Source organism: Pectinatus frisingensis (assembly GCF_014076555.1).
In the GTDB taxonomy this organism is placed as follows: Bacteria; Bacillota; Negativicutes; order Selenomonadales; family Selenomonadaceae; genus Pectinatus; species Pectinatus frisingensis.
This window is the reverse complement of the sequence record NZ_CP045424.1, coordinates 1744667-1765637: the sequence shown is the minus strand read 5'-3', so window position 1 is coordinate 1765637 and position 20971 is coordinate 1744667. Positions and strand designations below refer to the sequence as shown.

Here is a 20971-nt window from a genome sequence, read left to right as displayed (position 1 = left end):
AAATCTGTATGACAGCAGTAATACCGTCATACAGATTTTTTATTGCCCTTTTAAGTTAAGTATTATTAGCACTGTCTTCTAAAAGAGAAGATGGATCAAATTGGATTGCATTAATGAGATTGATGGCTTCATAATCATCATATACATTTTCAATAAAACAAACAGGATTTAAAGATAAATCCGTTAATATAGGCTTATGTAAGCGATTGTATTTATCAGTGAATATATATATAATCGGAAAAAGAGTTTTACCAAATGAAGAAGATTTTACAATCGCCGAACCGAGATTTGTTTTAATAATAGTACCATTGGGATAAATAGCAACATTATCAAAAAAAGTCCTTAATATGTTGATATCAAATTGTCCTGGTGAATGATGCATCATGATATCAAAGGCAATATGCGGTTTGTAAGCTTTTTTATAAGGCCGCAGGCTGGTTAGGGCATCATATACATCAGCAATAGCAACAATTTTAGCAAGAAAATTAATTCGTTTATCCGGAAGTCCCCTGGGGTAACCACTGCCATCGATTTTTTCATGATGCTGTTCCGCAATGTCAATTATATTACTATTAAAACAGCCAGCATCATGCAGTTTATGTACAGAAAAAATTGGATGCTTTCTGATAATAGAAAACTCATCGTTGGATAATGGTGAAGTTTTGTTTAGTATTTCAATGGGAATAGCCGTCTTTCCTAAGTCATGAAGCATAGCACCTAAAGTAAGGTCGTGTAACATTTCATATGATAATGAATGGAGAGAGCCTATAATAGCAGCTAATATTGATACATCAATGGAATGGACCAAGGTATAGTTATCATAGGTTCGAATATCATTCATTTGGACGAGGACATGTTTATTATGGATTACATCTTGGATTATTGCGACAACAGAGCGATGCAGATTCTCAATAATAAAGATGCCTCTTTTGTCAAGATCTGAGAATGCTGTCGTCAAACTTTTTATTGCAGCGGCACGTGTTGATTCAGATACGGCTTCATTAGGCATTGAAAAATTGTTATGGGTATCTGTTGATGCGACAGCTATTTCTTTAACACCGAGCAGCTTTAACTTTGTAATGTAAAAATCTGTTAATTTTGTACCGCGACGCAGAAGGAAAAGGCCGCTGTTATCAAAAATATTTTGGCAGGTTGTCATTCCCGGACGCAGTTTAGCTGTAGGTAGTATAATCATAATGTTTGTGTCACCCTTGATTAATCAAAATAGTTATGATGTTTGCTGCTTATAATATATGTTAAATCTTTGTGTAAAATGAAATCATTGTCATAGGATAATAATTTTGACTAAAGTTTTGAAAATTATTTCTTGGGAAAACGCCGTATTCCATACCGTTGCATATATTCTAATGATTTTGGTGCTTTTAGAATTTCTGCGTAAATGATAGCCTTTGTCAGTGTAGTTTTACTGATGTCAATATTGTATTGACTTGTAGTGACCGGTCTTGGTATATTACCTGCCGTAAAAATAGGTGAAGAATTTTGTTGGGATGATGTCGAAGGTGCTTTAGGAAAGGCAATATTTACGGGCGTTGATTTTAGTTCTGGCAAGGATGGTTCCCTTTTTAGGGGAGGATGCCCGACAGCAGTTTCAGCGGCAGTCTTCTTTTGGGGCTTATGCATCATGTAATCTAATGATCGTTTCGCTGTTTTTTCCGGCGGAGGCAATGGTTTTTTTATTGGTGGAAAAGGATATTTGGCTGGTTTGGTATTTTTCCTGCCGACATCAGATAATAAAAAAAATATAACTATAACGGCCAATATTATAAAAATATCCATGTCATTTCACCGGTGGGGGAGTTGTTGGAAGTTCCTCATCGCTGCTTTTACTGATAGTTTCACGCATTTTGGTATCGGCATTGATGTTGTTCAGGTTGTAATAGTCCATCACACCAAGTTTGCCTTCACGCAGGGCCGTGGCGAGTGCGTGAGGAACATCTGATTGGGCTTCGACGACGCGAGCCTGCATTTCCTGGGTATAAGCTTTCATTTCTTGTTCCTTGGCTACGGCCATTGCTCTTCTTTCTTCTGCTTTAGCCTGGGCGATACGTTTATCTGCTTCAGCTTGGTCGGTTTGTAATTGTGCGCCTATATTTCTTCCTACGTCCACATCAGCAATATCAATAGATAATATTTCGAAAGCAGTTCCGGCATCAAGTCCCTTACCCAGGACCGTTTTAGAAATATCGTCAGGGTTAGATAAAACATCGGAGTGGTTTTCAGAAGAGCCAACAGTAGTCACTATTCCTTCACCAACACGGGCAATGATTGTTGGTTCTCCAGCACCACCTACCAGCCGGTCAATGTTTGCCCGCACCGTCACGCGTGCTTTTATTTTTAATTCGATACCATTTTTGGCCACTGCTGATACGATTGGTGTCTCTATCACTTTAGGGTTGACACTCATTTGTACAGCTTCTAAAACATCACGGCCGGCAAGGTCAATTGCCGCTGAACGTTCAAAAGGAAGTGGAATTTGAGCACGATGGGCAGCAATAAGGGCGTCAATTACTTTATCAACATTTCCACCGGCCAGATAATGCGCTTCCAGTTGGTTGGAATTAATTGTAAGGCCGGCTTTGTTAGCCTTGATAAGCGGTAAAATTATTTTCTGTGGTACTACACGCCGCATGCGCATGCCGACCAAAGTAAAAATACCAACAGGAACGTTGGCAGCGAGAGCTGAAATCCACAATCCTAATGGCACAAAGTATAAAAATGCCATAATGACAACAACGGCAATAACTAATAAGAATCCAGAACCAAGTAACAACTCCATATGTGGTGACCTCCTGATAAAAATTTATATGGTTATATTTTTCTTACGATAATACGGCTGCCTTCTATTTTTATAACACGGACAGTTTGACCTTCATCGATGTAAGCACCTTCCGATACGGCATCTATAGGAGTACCGGCAACTATAATTGTGCCTGAAGGGCGTAATTTTGTCAATACAATACCGGTCTTATTCAGCAATGATGAATGATCAATGCTGCTGATGTAACCGCGTTCTTTAGTTGACATGTCCTTTAATATCATTTTTTGCCATAATTGACTTGCGGGAAGATATTTCACTATCAGTGCAAAAACGGCCACAGCGATAACCAATGCGCCTAACAGCATATAAATAGCATTTAAGTTACCACCCAAGGCCAATATAACACTATAGAGCATCATTACAATGCCTAATGCAGCAAAGACACCGGTTACAGGGGTTACAGCCTCAATGACAATAAATAAAATACCGCCGAGAAACAGGGCAATATGATAAATATTGACTAATCCGTTTATGTAGCTGCTGCCCCAGAAAATTGCTGCAGCTATCATGCCTAATAGAGCACCAATACCAGTTCCGCCAGTTTTTATTTCAATCAATATGGATAAAAATATTATCGCTATCAGAAGAATCTTCAATGCGGGTAAGTCGACAATGATATTCATTGAGTAGTCCTCCTTTAGTTATGTTGAGTTATTAGTAATATTATATAATATCAATTGGCATTACTTTTATTAAGATTATATTATTCTATATGTAGTTCAAAAGCAAGGTGAATTTGTGTAAATATGGCACATTCGGATTATTGCAGTAATGCAACCGCTAAATTTTATAATATGTTATTTTATTGATTTTTTTGTATATGGGCCGTTAGAAAAATTATGATTTCACTTTCTGATTTGCTGTTTTTAGTACTACGGAAAAAATTTCCTAAAATGGGTAAATCACCTAAAAAAGGAATTTTACTGATGCTTTTTGTTTCTTCGCTACCGATAAGACCACCGATGATCATTGTTTCACCATCTTTAAGACGCACTGTAGTATCTGCTGAACGTTTTTGAAAACGATAGGCCTTTAAGTCTTCAACATATAAAGGACTGCTGACTTCCGTATGGACTGCGGCGGTAATATCGCCGTTATCATTTATAAATGGGGTATAACGTAAAATTATACCGGTATCATGATATTCATAGGATGTCGTAGTAGTGGAATCAGTCACACTGACTTTAGGAATAGGGATACTGCCGCCAATTGCAATGACGGCTTCGTGATTGTTTAATGTCATTATATTAGGTTTTGCTAAAATATTGGCTTTGCCATCAGTGATTAAAGCATTTATGGTTGCTCCGTAATAAAATTCAAAAGGAATGTTTTCCGGACCTTTGCCAAATTGAATTATACCGGGGATGCTGCTGTTATAATGGCGGGTTGTTTTAGTTGAAGGGATGTCTTCGGTAACTGTCGAACGGCTCCCGTCAGGATTTATAACGCTGTGTTTGATGGCAGTATATGATGTTTCAATGTCAGGAGTTTGTGGTAGTTGCGACCAATTCCATTCAATGCCGAGTTTTTTTGAGGCATCTTTTTGTATGGCAATGACTTTAGCTTCCAACATAACTTGCTTTACTGGTACATCAAGACGTTTGATAAATGCGGCAATTTCGGCTGCGTCACTATCTGTTCCATAAAAAATTACAGTATTATTGTCTGAATCAATCCAAGTATTATTGGTCGGGATAATGGCTGGTCCGAAATTTGTTGTTTTATCAGGTTTATTGTTGTCAGTTGAGGAGTTATTGGCAGTATGGCTGAATATTTTTAGGGTATTGGTTAAAAAGACAGGTGATATATGTTGTAATTTAAATATGTGTAAGCTGCCAAGGGTATTGTTAAGTACATGATTTTTACCGATAAAAAGGGTATTGTTGGTCTGCTCAACGGAAAAACCATTGCTTTTAGCAATTAATTTTATGGCATCAAGTGCGGTAATATCGGTAAGGTTAGCAGAGACAATACCGGACACATCATCATTTAGAATGATATTTATATTACCATCTGCAGCCAATGCAGTGAATATATATCTTATGTCAGCGTCAGATACACGTAGAGACATCGCAAAGGAGGGGCAGGGCAGTAACCAAAGTAAAAATGCTGTGATTATCATGTACTTAAGGTGCATAACTGTTTCCATCCTTTATACTGAAACTGTCTAAATAATAGACTGATATTTCTCCAGTTTCATTTCTTAGTTGAACACTGTCGTCATCAATGGCTAAAACAAAATATGAGATAAAATTATCACCTGCCGATACAGTATAGTAAGTGTTTTGGGTTTTGATTATAGCTTTATGATTATCTGAAATGATAATACCTGTCAATTGCAAAGAGTTGTCCGGTTGAGGTTTTATATTGACAGCGGGCAGATTTTTTTGTTCGGCAGATTCTATAATATTGTTTGTTTCAGTATCGTTTGTTGAGACGGATTCATTAACAGCGTGTTCGGGTGTAAAAGGATTGTGCAGTGTGCTTGATTGATGGATGGGAACGGTGGAATACTCAAGGTTTGATAAAGATTTTTTTAGTGACGGAGCAGGATGCTTCGTCGAGTTATTGGAAAAAGATATACCGATAAAATGAATAATTAAAATAGTACTGCAAAATAATAATAATACGAAAATTAAAAATATTTTCTTTCGAATAATAATAAAATATCTGGCTTGTAATAATAAATTTTTTATTTTTAGCTTATTGGGAAGCTTTGCATGAAAATTTGGCAGCATTTAGCACCTCTTTATAAATGTGGGGTGTATAGTTGTCAGTCAGCAATGCGTGTATTGTATATGCTGGCAATTAATATAAAAATTCAAATATATATAACATTATATGGTGTTTTTTGAGGGGCGTCAATCTGTCGGTAACTTTGAAATATAATAAATAAAGTAAAAAGATTAAATTTAAAAGGGGTTTTATTTTATATGACGAATTGATATAGTATAGATACAGATCCACGAACTACTTAGAAAGGTGTTGAAGATATTATGGCAACATTCACTATTAGAGGAAAAAACATTGAAATTACTCCAGCTTTACACGATTACGTGGAAAAAAAGGTTGGCAGGGTGACTAAGTATTTTGATACTGTGGGTGAAATTACCGTATTGCTGACGGTGACAAAAGGACGCCATATTGTAGAAGTAACTGTGCCGGTGGAAGGTATATTGTTACGTGGTGAAGAATCAACCATGGACATGTATACGTCGATAGATTTGGTTATAGAAAAGCTGGAACGTCAAATACGTAAACATAAGACTAAATTGGCACGTCGTTTTCGTACCGGTAATTTTAAAATGGAAGCTATCCCGTCCAGCCCTAATGACGCTGATAATAGTGAGGAATATCCTGTAGTAAAAACAAAACGTTTTGCAGTTAAGCCAATGGATGTTCAAGAAGCTATCATGCAAATGAATCTTATAAACCATGAATTTTTTGTATTTCGTGACGCCAAGTCCGATGAAGTAAATGTTGTATATCGCCGTAAAGATGGAAATTACGGGCTGATAGAACCAAGCCATTAATTTGTGTTAAGAATATTGATATGTTGCTGAAGCGGGCGGATATATAATCTGTCCGCTTTTTGATTGAAAAAATTCAATTTGATGAATTGACAAACACAGCAAAGTTTACAAAATAACAAATTTAGGGAAAAGCGGCTTGACAAAAATATAAAATACTGGTATATTCCTATACAAGATGAAATGCAGTGAACAGGAAAAGTACATTGGCCGACATTTTACAGAGAGCTGTGGATTGGTGCAACGCAGTAAGTGCGGCAATGGAAATACACTTGTGAGCAGCAGGCTGAATTGATAGTAGGCTGTGCCGGATTGCCTCCGTTATCTTGGGCTAGGATATGTTAGTATCTGAAAAAGTGGCTTGCTAAAGGCAAGTAGGGTGGTACCACGGGTAAATTGCTCGTCCCTTTTGAGGGACGGGTTTTTTTGTTTGCATTCATCGCGAAATAATAACTGGATGATTTAGGAGGAGTAAGAATGATTATTGTAATGAGTCCTGAGGCGACGCAAGAAGACTTGGCAAAAGTAGAGGAAAAAATTAAAGCAGAAGGTCTGTCATTTCACTTATCAAAAGGGGCTGTGCGAACTATAGTCGGTGTTATCGGTGATAAGAAGATTATTTCGGGTCTGCAGATGAATGCGTTTAAAGGAGTGGAAAAAGCTATTCGGATTACTGAAAAATATAAATTGGTCAGCAGGGAGTTTCGCCATGAAGACACGATTGTTGATGTTGGCGGAGTAAAGGTCGGAGGACCACATTTAGCTATCATGGCAGGGCCTTGTGCAGTAGAAAGCCGGGAACAGCTTATGGAAGCTGCCGAATGTGTAAAAAAAGGCGGAGCTAATTTTTTGCGCGGTGGTGCTTTTAAACCGCGTACTTCTCCATACGATTTTCAGGGCTTGGCAGAAGAAGGATTAGCAATGCTGAAAGATGCCGGGGAAAAATTTGGTTTAAGGGTAGTCACAGAAGTAGTTAATCAAAATGATATAGAAATGATCAGTAATTATGCAGATGTTTTACAAATAGGTGCCCGCAACATGCAAAATTTTCAATTATTAAAAGAAGTTGGGAAGACACATAAACCGGTACTTTTAAAACGTGGATTGGCAGCTACAATAAGTGAATGGCTTAATGCTGCCGAGTACATTGCAAATGAGGGCAATTATAATATAATACTATGTGAACGCGGCATTAGAACATATGAAACTTTTACTAGAAATACGCTGGATCTGGGGGCAGTGGCCGCAGTCAAAGAGTTGTCACATCTGCCGGTTATTGTTGATCCAAGCCATGGTACGGGAAGATGGCAGATGGTACGTCCGATGGCAAGAGCTGCAATTGCGGCGGGTGCTGATGGTCTCATTATTGAAGTGCATCCACATCCCGAAAGTGCTCTGAGTGACGGGGATCAGTCTTTGACGCCGCAGAATTTTGAATCCACGATGGTAGAAGTGAGGAAAATTGCAGCAATGATGGGAAAAAAATGACGATGACCAAATTGAAATTAGCTATTTTGGGTGTCGGGCTGATTGGTGGATCTTTTGGATTAGCGCTTAAGGATAAGCTGCATGATAAAATTTATATAACAGGAACAACGCGTACTGAAAAATCTTGTAAAAAGGCTGAAATGATGGGTGCCGTTGATAAAGGATATATAGATAATACCGCAGCAGTGAAAGATGCAGATGTAGTGTATTTAAGCACACCGGTATTGCAGATGGTGCCAATAGTGCAGCAGATACTTCCTTGTTTGAAAAAAGGAACGATAATAACCGATGCCGGCAGTACAAAACAGTATATAGCTGCCAGCTTGCAGAGAATATTGCCGGAAGGGATTTATTATGTACCGGCACATCCTATGGCCGGCAGGGAACAAAGCGGTATAACAGCTGCAAGCAAAGATTTGTTTAAGAATAAAAGCTATGTGATAATAAAAGATCCAAAAATGTTCACTCCGGCGGAAGCTGTCGAAAAAATACGCACATTGATCGTACTGACAGGTGCTCATGTAACTGAGCTTGATTTAGTCAAACATGATCGTTGTGCGTCCTTGATAAGCCATGTTCCGCATATAACGGCAGCTGCCTTGGTAAATTTGTTAAATCGCAATTATAATGATCTTGAGGAATGTATTAAATTAGCCGGAGGAGGATTTAAGGATACGACGCGGATAGCATCATCCAATGCAGATATGTGGGCTGATATATGCATATCAAATCCTATACCGATAATTAATGATCTGCAGACATTGCAGATGATAATCGATGATGTCATTGCTGCGGTCAATAATAAGGATCGGGAGGCATTGTATGATTATTTTTCCACAGCAAAGCAGACGCGTGATAAAATTATCGATGAGAGTAAAAATATGTATGAAATAGAATAACTGACAAAAGATTCCGAGATGCCTCGGAATCTTTTGTTTGTAAGAGCAAGTGTCGGGGAAAATGACAAGTCTGATAAAATCAGCTATAATGAGTTTGCTGTGAATTCAATATTATTGGGGAGAGATTTTATGGATTGGGCACAGATTTCTGTACGCACTTCACATGAAGCTATGGATGTAATAGCTGAAATTTTTACTGATTTGGGAGCAAATGGTGTATCCATGGATGATCCGGCCATTATAAATGAATATATAAATTCTGATTTATGGGATTATACAGATATACCATTACAAAAAGATACTGAAGTAGTCACTGTAAATGCATGGTTGCTACGTGATACTGAGCTGGATGGACGGTTGGGTGAGCTGCATGAACGTTTAAAAAAATTGTCATTGACGCTTAATACTGCACCGGCTGAAATAATGGTTGGTAATATTAAAGATGAAGATTGGGCTAATAATTGGAAGAAATATTTTCATCCTGTTAAAATTGGGCAGAGAATTGTTGTAAAACCATCGTGGGAGAATTATTTACCACAAAGTGGAGAAATTATTGTAGAACTTGATCCCGGCTGTGCTTTTGGCACAGGAATGCATCCAACGACATCAATGTGTGTTAATTTTATGGAACAATATTTATCACCGCAAATGAATTTGTTTGATGTGGGAACAGGTTCAGGTATATTGGCAATTACCGCTGCCAAGCTGGGAGTAAAATCTGTGCAGGCAGGAGACTATGACACTGTGGCGGTAAAAACAGCAAAAGACAATATCGCTAATAATCAGGTTGATACTATTAAGTGTTTCCAAAGTGACTTATTAAAAAGATTTTTGGGTAAGGCGGATTTTATCTGCGCCAATATAATTGCTGACATAATTATTCGATTGTTTGATGAACTGCCGAAAAAATTAGCGACAAATGGTATTTTGCTGGCCAGCGGAATAATTGAGGATCGTTTGCAGGACGTTGAAACAGCGGCGTTAGAGCATGGCCTCTATATTACCGATATGCAGAAAAAAGCTGGCTGGGTGGCGTTGATAATAAGATTTAAGGCGGCTGAGTAATGCGGCGGTTATTTATTGATGGGACATTAACAGAGTATATGATCATTGAAGGTGACGATGCCAGACATTTGCTGTATGCTATGCGGGTAAAACCGGGACAACGCATAGTAGTGGCTGATAAAAAAGGGATAATTGCCGAAACTGAGATAATAAAGTGTGAAGTGCAAAGGGTATTTTTGCATCTGCTACATAAATTAAGTGATCAGAAAAACGAGTCAGATATTGAGATCGTATTGGTGCAATGCTTGCCAAAAGGTGACAAAATGGATTATATCGTACAAAAGGCGGCTGAACTTGGCGTGAATAAAATTGTACCGGTGATGAGCTGCAATTGTGTAGTGAGATATGATTTAGAAAAAAGAGAAAAACGACAGCAAAAATGGCAAAAAATTGCTGAGGAGGCATCTAAGCAATGTGGCAGGGGATCAGTACCGCAGATTGCAGCAATAACTGATTTATCAACGTGTCTGGATATGGCTGAAGGCTATAATGCCTGTATTTGTTATGAAAATGAAAAACACATGTCTCTTAATGAATATTTAAAAAATCATGATGGGATGAATTATATGTTGTTTATTGGCCCGGAGGGTGGTTTCACTTTGGATGAGGCGGCACAATGTAAAATACGGGGGATAAACAGTATTTCATTGGGTAATAGAATTTTGCGCACCGAAACAGCGGCGTTAGCTGCAGTGACAATAGTTCAGTATGAGAAAGGTGATTTGGGCAATCAGGCACAGCAAAAATAATTAATGGTACTAAATTGTGAATGAAGGGGATTTTATGCCAAAAGTTGCACTTACTACACTTGGCTGCAAAGTCAATCAATTTGAAACAGAAACGATGGCAGGTTTATTTAGGCAAAGAGGTTATGAAATAGTTGATTTTACGGAAAAAGCTGATTTTTATATAATAAATACTTGTTCGGTGACACATTTAGGAGAGCGAAAATCACGTCAGCTGATTCGCCGGGCCGTACATCTTAATAGTACAGCGATAATTGCAGTAACCGGTTGTTATGCACAGCTGGCGCCTGAAGAAATAAAAGATATTGAAGGAGTAAATGCTGTAATCGGCACTAATGAACGAAAGCATATTGTTGATGTGGTAGAATATGCGGCCGAGGGAAAAGAATTTGTCGGTGATGTGAGAAATGTTATGCAGGAACATGAATTTGAAGACATTCCAATGTTTGGCATGCAGTCGCGGACCAGAGCTTTTTTAAAAATTCAAGATGGCTGCACTAATTTCTGTTCTTATTGTATAATACCTTATGCCAGAGGGCCATTGCGTTCACGGACTATTGACAGTATTGTACAGGAGTCTTATAAACTGGTAAAAAATGGTTTTCATGAAATTGTTTTAGGCGGCATTCATCTTGGTGCCTATGGGCGTGATACGAATAGTGGAAAAACATTGGCAGACGCTGTAGCTGCCGTACTAAACATTGACGGTTTAAAGCGTCTCAGGCTTGGTTCATTGGAATCAATAGAAGTCTCAGATGAGTTACTAGATTTATTGGTAAAAAATGAACATTTTGCCCATCATTTGCATTTACCGCTGCAGTCAGGACATGATAATGTATTAAAAGCAATGAACCGGCATTATACTACAGCTGAATTTGCGGCTTTATTGCAAAAAATAGTTGGGAAAATACCGGATATTGCCATATCAACTGATATAATAGCTGGATTTCCTGGTGAAACAGCCAGACAATTTGCCGAAAGTCTGGAATTTATAAAAACACTGCCGATTTGTCGTATTCATGCTTTCCCTTATTCCAGACGCAAAGGGACTCCGGCAGCTGTTATGCCGGATCAAGTGGACGAAGCAGAAAAAAAGTCACGGGTTCATAGATTGCAACAGTTGAGCAATGAAAAGGCACGGCAATTTTGTCAGAATTTTATTGGTACTGTTATGGCAGTGTTATTTGAACAGACGATGTCTGATGGGATTGCTGATGGACATACGGGAAATTATATAAAAGTATATACTGATAAAGTTGCACGGCGGGGGGAAATCCGTCGGGTGAAGTTGACCAAATTGTATAGAGATGGTCTGTGGGGAGAGAATTTATTTTAGCAATATTGCAGGGAATATAAAACAAAAACCGAATTAACTAATATTAGGAATCTTCCTCGAATGGGGGTGCTATTATGTCGGATTGTGTTTTTTGTAAAATAGTTTCTAAAGAGATACCAGCCAGTATAGTATATGAGGATGATGTTGCGCTGGCATTTAAAGATTTGGAACCACAGGCACCTGTACATGTTTTGATTGTACCAAAAAAACATATAAAAAGTCTTACCGATACTACACCAGAAGACAAGGAGACCATATCACATATAATGGTTGACGTGATTCCTGAATTGGCCAAAGAGTTTAAGATAGTTGACAATGGGTTTCGCACTGTGATAAATACTGGTGTTGAAGGGGGGCAGACTGTAGCCCATCTCCATTTTCATCTTATTGGCGGCAGGTCGATGCAATGGCCGCCAGGCTAATATTTGATTGACAATCGTATTAATTGTCAGTTATAATAGTTTGGTGTAGCGAACAAATACACTCCCATAGCGTGTGGAGGGGAGGGAAGATATATGTCAGAAGTTAAAGTTGGAAAAAATGAAACCATTGACAGTGCGCTTCGTCGTTTTAAACGCACTTGCCAGAAAGCAGGCACCCTCGCTGAAGTTAGAAAACGTGAACATTATGAAAAGCCTAGCGTAAAGCGCAAGAAGAAATCTGAAGCTGCCCGTAAACGCAGATATAAAGCTTAATTACGTGGAGGTCTAAGAAATGTCGATTAAGGACAAGCTTGTGGCAGATATGAAAGAAGCCATGAAAGCCAGGCAGTCAGATCGTCTGACAGTCATTCGTTCAATGCGCTCGGCGATTCGTCAAGCGGAGATAGACGGAAAAGTCGATCTTGACGATAATGGAGTCATTGGCATAATAAGCAAAGAGCTTAAGATGCGGCAAGACTCACTTAGAGAATTTGAAAAGGGCGGCAGAGCCGATTTAGTTGAAAAAACTGAAGCTGAAATAGCAGTTATAATGCCGTACCTGCCAAAACAACTCTCAAAAGACGAAATATGCACTTTAGTGAAAAGCGCCATTGAAAAAACTGGTGCATCAACACCGAAGGATATGGGTAAAGTCATGAAGGCACTCATGCCTGAAGTAAAAGGGAAAGCTGACGGTAAACTTGTAAATGATATCGTCAGGGAAATGCTGAACTAATAACCGATTATAAATTATCGGTTAAAGGGCAGAGACTGCATTTAAGTACTTTGCCATGGACATATAGATAAAAAACAAGCAGCGGAATAGGATTTTATTCCGCTGCTTGTTTTTTATCTATATAGGAATCAATAAACTTTGGTGATTAAAAAACCGTGTTTTTTTAATTCATCGGTAATTTTTGTGATATGGGCACTGTTATGGGTTTCAACAGTAACTTCCAATAAAACTTTTTGGAAACTATCGGTGACTTTAGCCTGATTATGATCCAAGTGAATGACGTTGGCATCAAGCCTGGCCAATATTTGTGAGATGGCCAATAATTGACCAGGTTTATCAGGTAACTGAACGCTAAAACAGAAAACCCGCCCACGGGCAATCAGTGCTTTATCAATAAGTGCAGAGATAGTAGAAATATCTATGTTACCGCCGCTGACAATGGCAACTATTTTTTTATTTTTAAATGGGAGTTTTTGTAATGCTGCCAGCGATAGCACTCCGGCACCCTCAGCAATGAGTTTATGTTTTTCAATAAGGGAAAGTAAGGCGGACATTATTTCAAATTCTGATACGGTTATGATTTCGTCTACATATTTTTTTATGAAAGCAAAAGTAAGGTTACCGGGAGTCTTTACTGCGGTTCCCTCAGCAACTGTTTCTACAGAAGAAAGCGAAATAACTTTTCCGGCGGCTAAGGAAGCTTTCATACAGGCGGCACCCTCCGGTTCAACACCGATGACTTTTACATGAGGGTTTACAAGTTTGCTGGCTAAGGCTACACCACTGGCAAATCCACCGCCACCGATGGGAACAAGGATGGCATCAACATCTTTTAGGCTGTCAATTATCTCTAGTGCGGTTGTACCTTGTCCAAGCAGTACTTTTAAATTATCAAAAGGATGAATAAATACATAGCCATGTTGTTTTTTTAATGCATAAGCTTTGGAACAGGCATCATCATAACTGTCGCCGTACAGGACTACTTCAGCACCATAAGCGCGAGTGGCTTCTACTTTTAAAATAGGTGTAGTTGCCGGCATAACAATGACGGCCTTGATACCTAGTTTTTGTGCAGCATAAGCTACTCCCTGGGCATGATTACCGGCAGAAGCGGCGATAACGCCATGCAATTTTTCCTCGTCAGAGAGTTGACTGATGCAGTTATAAGCACCGCGTATTTTGAAAGAACCGGTTTTTTGCAGATTTTCTGGTTTTATGTATACATCATTAGATGAAATAGCAGAGAAATATTCACTGTGGACTAAATCGGTATGCTGCGTGATACCATCTAACTGTTTAGCCGCCTGATATACATCAGCGATAGAAGTCCGTTCAACGATTTGTTCGGGGGTGAGAGCGGATTTGTGGGTATTGTTCACTTTTTCCATTATAATGTTCCTACTTTCAATTATACGAATAGTCGATTTTTGGTCGATAAATTTCATTATAACTAAATAATTTAATCTTTGCAACATTACAATTTAAATTAAATAATAATATGCGAAATAATACAAAAATAATTATAATATACATCTATACAGCGTATATTTTTCGGATAAGATGTTTAATATAAATGAAACAATAACCGATAATAAAAAAATTAAATAAATTATTTTAAAAAACCTGTTATTATATGATTTTCAGCTTCTTTTTCGGTGAGTCCCAGCGACATTAATTTGATTAGCTGTTCATTGGCTATTTTACCGATGGCAGCTTCATGAACAAGTGTAGCATTGGGATCATTGGCCTTTATTACAGGAACAGCTGTTATATGTGCATTATTCATTATGATTGCATCACATTCAGAATGACCGTGGCATTTGTTATTTCCATAAATTTTTGCTGTAAATAATTGGCGTGACTTATCTTGCGCGACGGCACGTGAAATAACATTGGTACTGGAATCGCAGCCATCGAGGTCAACCTGAAAGGCTGTTTCTGCATATTGTGCCGCATGAGTGAGTAGTTTTTCTTTTACGATGAATGTTCCTTTGGCCGCAACACGGGCATTAGTTATGCGTTTTGTGGAATTAATACCACGAATTTGTGTCGTCTCCATTTCCATATAGCCATTTTCAGCAATATTAACAATGGTTGTGGGATTCATGATTCGTTCGCCGGAGCCGCTGCCTTCACCAAAATGTTTTTCTAAATATTTGACACGGGAATTTTTTCCAATATGAAAAGTATGTATACCGTCATGCTGGGAATCTTGATTACCGCAATTGTCGATACCACAGCCCGCTATGATAGTTACGGCGGAGTTTTCACCAATGTAAAAATCATTATAAACGAGTTCTGTATGGCCGGATTTATCCATAATCACAGGGATATATACCGTTTCGTTTTTTGTATCGGGACGAATATGAATGTCAATGCCGTCCTTGCCATCAGATTTTTTTGTAATTATAATATTTTTGCTTGAAGAACGGGCCAGCGCTGTTCCGTTAAAGCGTATATTATAAGCACCGTTTGGTAATGAAGTTAATCCTGAAATAATTTTCAGCAATTTTTGTTCGCTGTGATTTAATTCCTGTTTCATTGATCTTTAACTCCTTTATAAATATTACAGCTGCCGGCTATTGATACAAGCTGTGGGATAATGACATCTTTTTTGCCGACCTGCTGTATCTGTCCGTTGGCGATGAGAATTATTTCGTCGGCGATGTTTAATATTCTTTCCTGATGAGAAATTATGAGGATTGTATGGTGCATTTCATGCATTTTTTCAAATACCTGGATAAGTTTTTGGAAACTCCATAAATCGATACCGGCTTCCGGTTCGTCAAAAATGGCCAGTTGAGTATTTTTTCGTGCCAGTATGGTAGCAATTTCAATACGTTTGATTTCACCTCCGGAAAGTGAAGTGTCGACATCACGGCCTACATAGTCGGCGGCACATAATCCGACTTCTGCTAAGTATTCACAGGCTCCTTTGGTGGATAATTCATTACCAGCGGCCAAGGATAATAGTTCTTTTACACCAATTCCCTTGAAACGAACAGGCTGTTGAAAAGCAAAACTGATACCATAATTGGCACGTTGGGTAATACTCCAATCAGTAATATTTTTATTGTTAAAAAATATTTCTCCGGAAGATGGTTTTTCTATACCCATAATTATTTTAGCCAGTGTCGATTTACCACCACCGTTTGGACCGGTTATTACAACTGTTTTCTTATCGTTTATGGATAGATTTATATCGCTGAGGATATGTTTGGTGTTTTTTCCTTCATTTACAGTAAAGGATAAATGTTTTAATTCCAGCATAACAGAACTCCTATCTGATAATTTATATAACCTATTAAGAAGGCAAAAGGATAATTAATTGATAAAGCTGCTTTTTATAGTATCATATTTAAATTTTAAAAGAAATAGTATTGGTTCAGTGCAAGCAGCAGTCAAAGATAATAAGTGCATAAATGCGGATTTTATTAAAAAATGATATTTTTTTAAATAAAGCTTGCAAAGATGATAAAAAGGCAGTATAATATATCTTGTTTTCAACGGGATGTAGCACAGTTTGGTAGCGCGCATCGTTCGGGACGATGAGGTCGCAGGTTCGAATCCTGTCATCCCGACCATTCATTTATATCACATAAGTTTTTTTAGAATAATAAAAAAAGCTTTACAAATTGTTTGAGATGTGATAACATGTGATATCAGTGACTGATCGAAACTAGAACTGATAATATGCTGATGTAGCTCAATTGGCAGAGCAGCTGATTTGTAATCAGCAGGTTGGAGGTTCAAGTCCTCTCGTCAGCTCCAAAAATTACATCGCGGGGTGGAGCAGTCGGTAGCTCGTCGGGCTCATAACCCGAAGGTCAGAGGTTCAAGTCCTCTCCCCGCAACCAATATGCTGATGTAGCTCAGTCGGCAGAGCGTATCCTTGGTAAGGATAAGGTCACCAGTTCAATCCTGGTCATCAGCTCCATAGAATTGTGGCGGCGTAGCTCAGTTGGCTAGAGCATGCGGTTCATACCCGCAGTGTCCGCGGTTCAAATCCGTGCGCCGCCACCAACACAATCAAGTATAACCCCTTATCACGGGGGTTTTATTTATGTAAATGAGAAATTCTTAATAGTTTTTTCATTGACAGTCAACACTTGGTTATGGTAAAGTTTAATCGGGAATGCGGCAATGTATGCCAGATGACCGGGAGATTAAAAAGTTTGAGATGAATCTATATTCGGTAAGGAGTGCATGAAGGATGCGTAATGCAGTTACTTTGGCCTGCACAGTTTGCAAACAACGCAATTATCAGACCAATAAAAACAAAAAGAACGATCCAGACAGATTAGAAATGAATAAATACTGCAAATTCTGTCATAAACATACACTGCATAGAGAAGCTAAATAAACTATAATATAATTTGTTTATTTAGCTTCTGAAATCAGTGAATGGATTTGTTATAAGTATCAAATGATGGGGAGCTTTGTTTCGTATTTACCTTTTAGGATGTGAATGAATTGGCTGATGGGAAAATGGCAACTGAAAATAAAAAGGGCGGCAGTTTCAACCTTAAAGAATTTTTGATCGGTGTCAAAACTGAAATGAAAAAAGTGGTTTGGCCAACTCGTAAGGAATTGTCTTCTTATACGGTCGTTGTATTCATCGCAGTTATATTTGTATGTGCTCTCATCTGGATATGCGATACTATTTTTGCCAGACTCTTAGAAATAATTTTACGCTAGTGCCGGGGAGGTGTAATGAATGTCCATTGATACAGCAAACGAAAAAAGATGGTATGTCATTCATACTTATTCCGGTTATGAAAATAAGGTAAAGGCAAACTTGGAACGCAAGGTACATTCCATGGGAATGGAAAGCGAAATTTTTGAAATCGTTGTTCCGTTGGAAGACGAAATCGAAAAGAAAAACGGTAAGGAAAAAGTAGTAAGTCATAAGGTCTTTCCTGGTTATGTTCTGGTAGAGATGATTGTAAGCGATCGCTCATGGTATGTTGTCAGAAATACACCTGGTGTGACGGGATTTGTTGGTTCAGGCACTAAACCAATACCACTCACTGATACTGAAGTGAAGAAGATATTGGGAACTGGCAATGATGCGGCAGCGGCTCCGGTTCATATTGACGTTGAAGTTGGTGAAAATGTTCATATTAATTCCGGCGCGTTTGAAAATTTTGCTGCAACTGTCACTGAAATTGATTATAATAAATCAAAAGTAAAGGTTATTGTTGATATGTTTGGCAGGGAAACGACTGTGGAAGTCGGCTTTGACCAGATAGAAAAGATTTAAATTTAGGTTAAGGAGGTGTTAGATATGCCGAAAAAAGTTGTAAAAATGGTAAAATTGCAAGTAGCTGCAGGTAAGGCTACTCCTGCTCCTCCGGTTGGACCTGCATTGGGTCAGGCTGGTGTTAATATCATGGCGTTTGTTAAAGAATTCAATGAACGTACTGCAAGTCAGGCAGGACTTATAATTCCTGTAGAAATCAGTGTTTTTGAAGATCGCTCATTTACTTTCATTACTAAAACACCGCCGGCTGCTGTATTGCTTAAGAAGGCTGCTGGAATTGACAAGGCTTCTGGAGAACCTAATAAAAAGAAGGTCGCTAAGCTGCCACGTGCTAAAGCTATAGAAATAGCACAGACCAAGATGCCGGATTTGAATGCTGCTGATGTTGAAGCTGCTACTCGTATGGTAGAAGGTACAGCGCGCAGCATGGGTATTGAAATCGTAGATTGATTTCATATGTGGGAGGCAAGACCGTTATAACCACGAAGGGAGAAATTTATATGTCTAAAGTTGGAAAAAAATATCAGGATGCTGCGAAACTTATTGAAGATAAGCTTTATGATGCTCCTGAAGCTGTTGAATTAGTCAAAAAAACAGCAACGGCTAAATTTGATGAAACTGTAGAAGCCTCTGTACATTTAGGAGTTGATCCTAAATATGCTGATCAGCAGGTTCGCGGTGCCTTGGTTTTACCGCATGGCACTGGTAAGACTAAAAAAGTCCTCGTTTTTGCAAAAGGGGATAAAGTTAATGAGGCAGAAGCAGCAGGTGCTGATTTTGTCGGCTCTGATGAATTGGTAACGAAAATTCAGGGCGGTTGGTGCGATTTTGACGTAACAGTTGCTACTCCTGATATGATGGGCGTAGTTGGGCGTCTTGGGAAAATCCTTGGACCACGTGGTTTAATGCCAAATCCTAAATTGGGAACTGTTACTATGGATCTTACAAAGGCTATAAATGAAATAAAAGCTGGTAAGATTGAATATCGTACTGATAAAGCGGGTAATATTCACGTACCTATTGGAAAAGCTTCTTTTGACAGTGCAAAATTACTGGAAAATTTGCAGATATTGATTGATACATTGCTGAAGGTAAGACCGGCAGCTGCAAAAGGACAGTATATGAAATCTGTAACTATAAGTGCTACAATGGGGCCTGGTATTCATATTAATCCGCTTATAAAAATTTCTAAAGCTGAATAATACAATCTTATAAACTTAAGACAGCAGGTGCCATAAATGGTATAATGTGTGATTGCCTGCCGAGGTTAAATGGATTTTTGATATATATGGTCGATGACCATTGAATCTTAAAGACAGCCTGCGGCAGAAATCGCGGGCTGTTTGTTTTTATAAAGATAATTTTTATTTGAGGGGAGGTGTTTTTATGGCAGTACGTCCAGAAAAACAGGCGATTGTAGCAGAGTTAAAAGAAAGCTTTTCTCAGGCAAAAGCGATAGTTCTAACTGGTTACAAAGGATTGACCGTTGCTCAGGATACAAAACTTCGTGCTAAAATGCGTGAAAATGGTGTTACGTATCGTGTTGTAAAGAATACAATGCTTCGGTTTGCAATGCAGGACCTTGGTTATGATGAATTGGTTTCTTATTTAGAAGGGACAACAGCAGTAGCTTATTCGACGGAAGATGCTATTGCTCCGGCAAAAGTAATTGAAACCTTTATCAAAGAAAATAATTTAGCTAAGTTAGAAACTTTGACCGTTAAGGCCGGTGTTGTTGATGGTAAAGTCATCGATGCGGCAGGTGTGAAAGAATTGGCTGCTCTCCCATCTCGCGAAGTGCTTATTGCAAAGATGCTCAGCAGTATGCAGGCTCCTGTTTCCGGTATGGTCAATGTACTTCAAGGTACAATTCGCAATGCTGTTTATGTGCTTGAAGCTATTCGTAAACAAAAGGAATCAGCATAAGCCATATATTTATAAAATAAAACGATATTTAATTTTGGAGGAATATTAAAATGACTAAAGAAGAAATAATGCAGGCCATTGAAGAAATGACTGTTCTTGAATTATCTGAACTTGTAAAAGCTATGGAAGAAAAATTCGGTGTTAGCGCTGCTGCTCCTGTAGCCGTGGCTGCTGCTGCTCCTGCTGCCGGTGCTGCAGAAGAAAAAACTGAATTTGATGTAATTCTTGTTTCTATTGGTGCGAGCAAGATCAATGTTATCAAAGTTGTTCGTGAAATCACCGGACTTGGATTGAAAGAAGCTAAAGCTTTAGTTGATGGTGCTCCTGCTCCTGTAAAAGAAAAGGTAGCTAAAGATGAAGCCGAAGCTGTTAAGGCAAAATTGGAAGGTGCCGGCGCAACTGTAGAAGTAAAATAATTTTACTGTTGTACTGAATAATAAGGGGCTGTCGCATGTTAAAAGTGCGATGGCTTCTTTTTTTGCAAAAAATTGTTTATGTTATAATTCCTGACAATAATAATTTATAAACATTGTCTAAATCATTTATTTTATAGCTAGTAATGATTTATCAGCATAGAATTTGCTTTAGTTACGAGAAATAACATTTATTTAGTGTATTTTACCAACCGGAAAGAGCAATATATAAGAATTAATGTAATATTTTCTGTTGCTGAGAAAATTTTTAGATTATTCACATATTTACAAGACATATTTTTCAATGT

25 protein-coding genes, 5 tRNA genes and 2 other annotated features are annotated in these 20971 nt (G+C 38.3%); of the genes, 21 read left to right on the top strand and 9 right to left on the bottom strand.

Annotated elements, in window-relative coordinates; all coding sequences use genetic code 11:
* Positions 1-55: 55 nt before the first annotated feature.
* The 6 genes from F8M42_RS08305 to F8M42_RS08280 all read right to left on the bottom strand — a co-directional run bounded on the left by F8M42_RS08305 (position 56) and on the right by F8M42_RS08280 (position 5577).
* Positions 56-1195 carry an HD-GYP domain-containing protein gene (locus F8M42_RS08305; RefSeq protein ID WP_182185905.1) on the bottom strand — a complete coding sequence of 380 codons (1140 nt, stop codon included), beginning with the start codon at positions 1193-1195 and terminating at the stop codon, positions 56-58.
* Positions 1196-1320: 125 nt separating this feature from the next.
* On the bottom strand, positions 1321-1797 hold the full coding sequence (locus F8M42_RS08300) for a hypothetical protein (protein ID WP_182185904.1): 477 nt from the start codon (positions 1795-1797) through the stop codon (positions 1321-1323).
* 1 nt (position 1798) lies between these two features.
* Positions 1799-2797 (bottom strand): flotillin-like protein FloA, encoded by a 999-nt coding sequence (floA, locus tag F8M42_RS08295; RefSeq protein WP_182185902.1) that lies wholly within the window; start codon positions 2795-2797, stop codon positions 1799-1801.
* Between the two features lie 32 nt (positions 2798-2829).
* A complete protein-coding gene (locus F8M42_RS08290; protein WP_182185900.1) occupies positions 2830-3462 on the bottom strand; it encodes an NfeD family protein in 633 nt (210 codons plus the stop codon).
* Positions 3463-3641: 179 nt separating this feature from the next.
* The gene (locus tag F8M42_RS08285) at positions 3642-4976 is read right to left on the bottom strand and encodes a pilus assembly protein PilQ (protein ID WP_229711309.1); all 1335 of its coding nucleotides are present in this window, start codon (positions 4974-4976) and stop codon (positions 3642-3644) included.
* Entirely contained in the window at positions 4966-5577 is a 612-nt protein-coding gene (locus F8M42_RS08280) for a hypothetical protein (protein ID WP_182185898.1), read from the bottom strand. The genes F8M42_RS08285 and F8M42_RS08280 overlap by 11 nt, the downstream gene beginning before the upstream one ends.
* Before the next feature lie 258 nt (positions 5578-5835).
* Here F8M42_RS08280 and hpf point away from each other — a divergent pair, with 258 nt between their 5' ends.
* From hpf to F8M42_RS08235, 9 genes are all read left to right on the top strand, one after another.
* Positions 5836-6372: a ribosome hibernation-promoting factor, HPF/YfiA family gene (hpf, locus tag F8M42_RS08275; protein WP_182185896.1), complete on the top strand. Its 537-nt coding sequence runs from the start codon at positions 5836-5838 to the stop codon at positions 6370-6372.
* A gap of 176 nt (positions 6373-6548) precedes the next feature.
* Positions 6549-6780, top strand: a binding site (T-box leader).
* A gap of 66 nt (positions 6781-6846) precedes the next feature.
* Positions 6847-7857, top strand: a complete 1011-nt coding sequence (gene aroF, locus F8M42_RS08270) for a 3-deoxy-7-phosphoheptulonate synthase (protein ID WP_182185894.1) — start codon at positions 6847-6849, stop codon at positions 7855-7857.
* Between the two features lie 2 nt (positions 7858-7859).
* Positions 7860-8756 (top strand): prephenate dehydrogenase, encoded by an 897-nt coding sequence (locus F8M42_RS08265; protein WP_182185892.1) that lies wholly within the window; start codon positions 7860-7862, stop codon positions 8754-8756.
* Between the two features lie 129 nt (positions 8757-8885).
* Complete coding sequence (prmA, locus tag F8M42_RS08260) at positions 8886-9821, top strand: 50S ribosomal protein L11 methyltransferase (protein ID WP_182185891.1); 936 nt, start codon at positions 8886-8888, stop codon at positions 9819-9821.
* On the top strand, positions 9821-10570 hold the full coding sequence (locus tag F8M42_RS08255; protein ID WP_182185889.1) for a 16S rRNA (uracil(1498)-N(3))-methyltransferase: 750 nt from the start codon (positions 9821-9823) through the stop codon (positions 10568-10570). Before prmA ends, F8M42_RS08255 begins: the two co-directional genes overlap by 1 nt.
* Positions 10571-10604: 34 nt before the next feature.
* Positions 10605-11903, top strand: a complete 1299-nt coding sequence (gene mtaB, locus F8M42_RS08250) for a tRNA (N(6)-L-threonylcarbamoyladenosine(37)-C(2))-methylthiotransferase MtaB (protein WP_182185887.1) — start codon at positions 10605-10607, stop codon at positions 11901-11903.
* A 74-nt stretch (positions 11904-11977) separates the two neighbouring features.
* A complete protein-coding gene (locus F8M42_RS08245; protein WP_182185885.1) occupies positions 11978-12325 on the top strand; it encodes a histidine triad nucleotide-binding protein in 348 nt (115 codons plus the stop codon).
* A gap of 93 nt (positions 12326-12418) precedes the next feature.
* Entirely contained in the window at positions 12419-12598 is a 180-nt protein-coding gene (gene rpsU, locus F8M42_RS08240) for a 30S ribosomal protein S21 (RefSeq protein WP_182185884.1), read from the top strand.
* A gap of 19 nt (positions 12599-12617) precedes the next feature.
* Complete coding sequence (locus tag F8M42_RS08235) at positions 12618-13061, top strand: GatB/YqeY domain-containing protein (RefSeq protein WP_182185882.1); 444 nt, start codon at positions 12618-12620, stop codon at positions 13059-13061.
* Positions 13062-13189: 128 nt separating this feature from the next.
* Here F8M42_RS08235 and ilvA read toward each other — a convergent pair whose 3' ends face one another.
* From ilvA to F8M42_RS08220, 3 genes are all read right to left on the bottom strand, one after another.
* A complete protein-coding gene (ilvA, locus tag F8M42_RS08230; RefSeq protein ID WP_182185880.1) occupies positions 13190-14449 on the bottom strand; it encodes a threonine ammonia-lyase in 1260 nt (419 codons plus the stop codon).
* 221 nt (positions 14450-14670) lie between these two features.
* Complete coding sequence (locus tag F8M42_RS08225) at positions 14671-15603, bottom strand: SufB/SufD family protein (RefSeq protein WP_182185878.1); 933 nt, start codon at positions 15601-15603, stop codon at positions 14671-14673.
* Positions 15600-16331 carry an ABC transporter ATP-binding protein gene (locus tag F8M42_RS08220; protein ID WP_182185876.1) on the bottom strand — a complete coding sequence of 244 codons (732 nt, stop codon included), beginning with the start codon at positions 16329-16331 and terminating at the stop codon, positions 15600-15602. The genes F8M42_RS08225 and F8M42_RS08220 overlap by 4 nt, the downstream gene beginning before the upstream one ends.
* A gap of 237 nt (positions 16332-16568) precedes the next feature.
* On the opposite strand from F8M42_RS08220, the gene F8M42_RS08215 reads away from it, so the two are divergent.
* From F8M42_RS08215 to rplL, 12 genes are all read left to right on the top strand, one after another.
* Positions 16569-16645 (top strand) — tRNA-Pro (locus F8M42_RS08215).
* A 111-nt stretch (positions 16646-16756) separates the two neighbouring features.
* A tRNA-Thr gene (locus F8M42_RS08210) sits at positions 16757-16832 on the top strand.
* 10 nt (positions 16833-16842) lie between these two features.
* Positions 16843-16918: transfer RNA gene (locus F8M42_RS08205), tRNA-Met, on the top strand.
* 4 nt (positions 16919-16922) lie between these two features.
* Positions 16923-16998: transfer RNA gene (locus F8M42_RS08200), tRNA-Thr, on the top strand.
* A 9-nt stretch (positions 16999-17007) separates the two neighbouring features.
* Positions 17008-17084, top strand: a tRNA-Met gene (locus F8M42_RS08195).
* 190 nt (positions 17085-17274) lie between these two features.
* Positions 17275-17424 (top strand): 50S ribosomal protein L33, encoded by a 150-nt coding sequence (rpmG, locus tag F8M42_RS08190; RefSeq protein WP_182185874.1) that lies wholly within the window; start codon positions 17275-17277, stop codon positions 17422-17424.
* 125 nt (positions 17425-17549) lie between these two features.
* A complete protein-coding gene (secE, locus tag F8M42_RS08185) occupies positions 17550-17759 on the top strand; it encodes a preprotein translocase subunit SecE (RefSeq protein WP_182188688.1) in 210 nt (69 codons plus the stop codon).
* A gap of 19 nt (positions 17760-17778) precedes the next feature.
* Positions 17779-18324: a transcription termination/antitermination protein NusG gene (nusG, locus tag F8M42_RS08180; protein ID WP_182185873.1), complete on the top strand. Its 546-nt coding sequence runs from the start codon at positions 17779-17781 to the stop codon at positions 18322-18324.
* A gap of 24 nt (positions 18325-18348) precedes the next feature.
* A complete protein-coding gene (gene rplK / locus F8M42_RS08175) occupies positions 18349-18774 on the top strand; it encodes a 50S ribosomal protein L11 (protein WP_182185871.1) in 426 nt (141 codons plus the stop codon).
* Positions 18775-18824: 50 nt separating this feature from the next.
* On the top strand, positions 18825-19526 hold the full coding sequence (gene rplA, locus F8M42_RS08170; RefSeq protein ID WP_182185869.1) for a 50S ribosomal protein L1: 702 nt from the start codon (positions 18825-18827) through the stop codon (positions 19524-19526).
* Positions 19523-19681: a sequence feature (ribosomal protein L10 leader region), on the top strand. Its footprint overlaps the gene before it by 4 nt.
* A gap of 29 nt (positions 19682-19710) precedes the next feature.
* Entirely contained in the window at positions 19711-20250 is a 540-nt protein-coding gene (rplJ, locus tag F8M42_RS08165) for a 50S ribosomal protein L10 (RefSeq protein WP_182185867.1), read from the top strand.
* 50 nt (positions 20251-20300) lie between these two features.
* A complete protein-coding gene (rplL, locus tag F8M42_RS08160; protein ID WP_182185865.1) occupies positions 20301-20666 on the top strand; it encodes a 50S ribosomal protein L7/L12 in 366 nt (121 codons plus the stop codon).
* Positions 20667-20971: the final 305 nt, after the last annotated feature.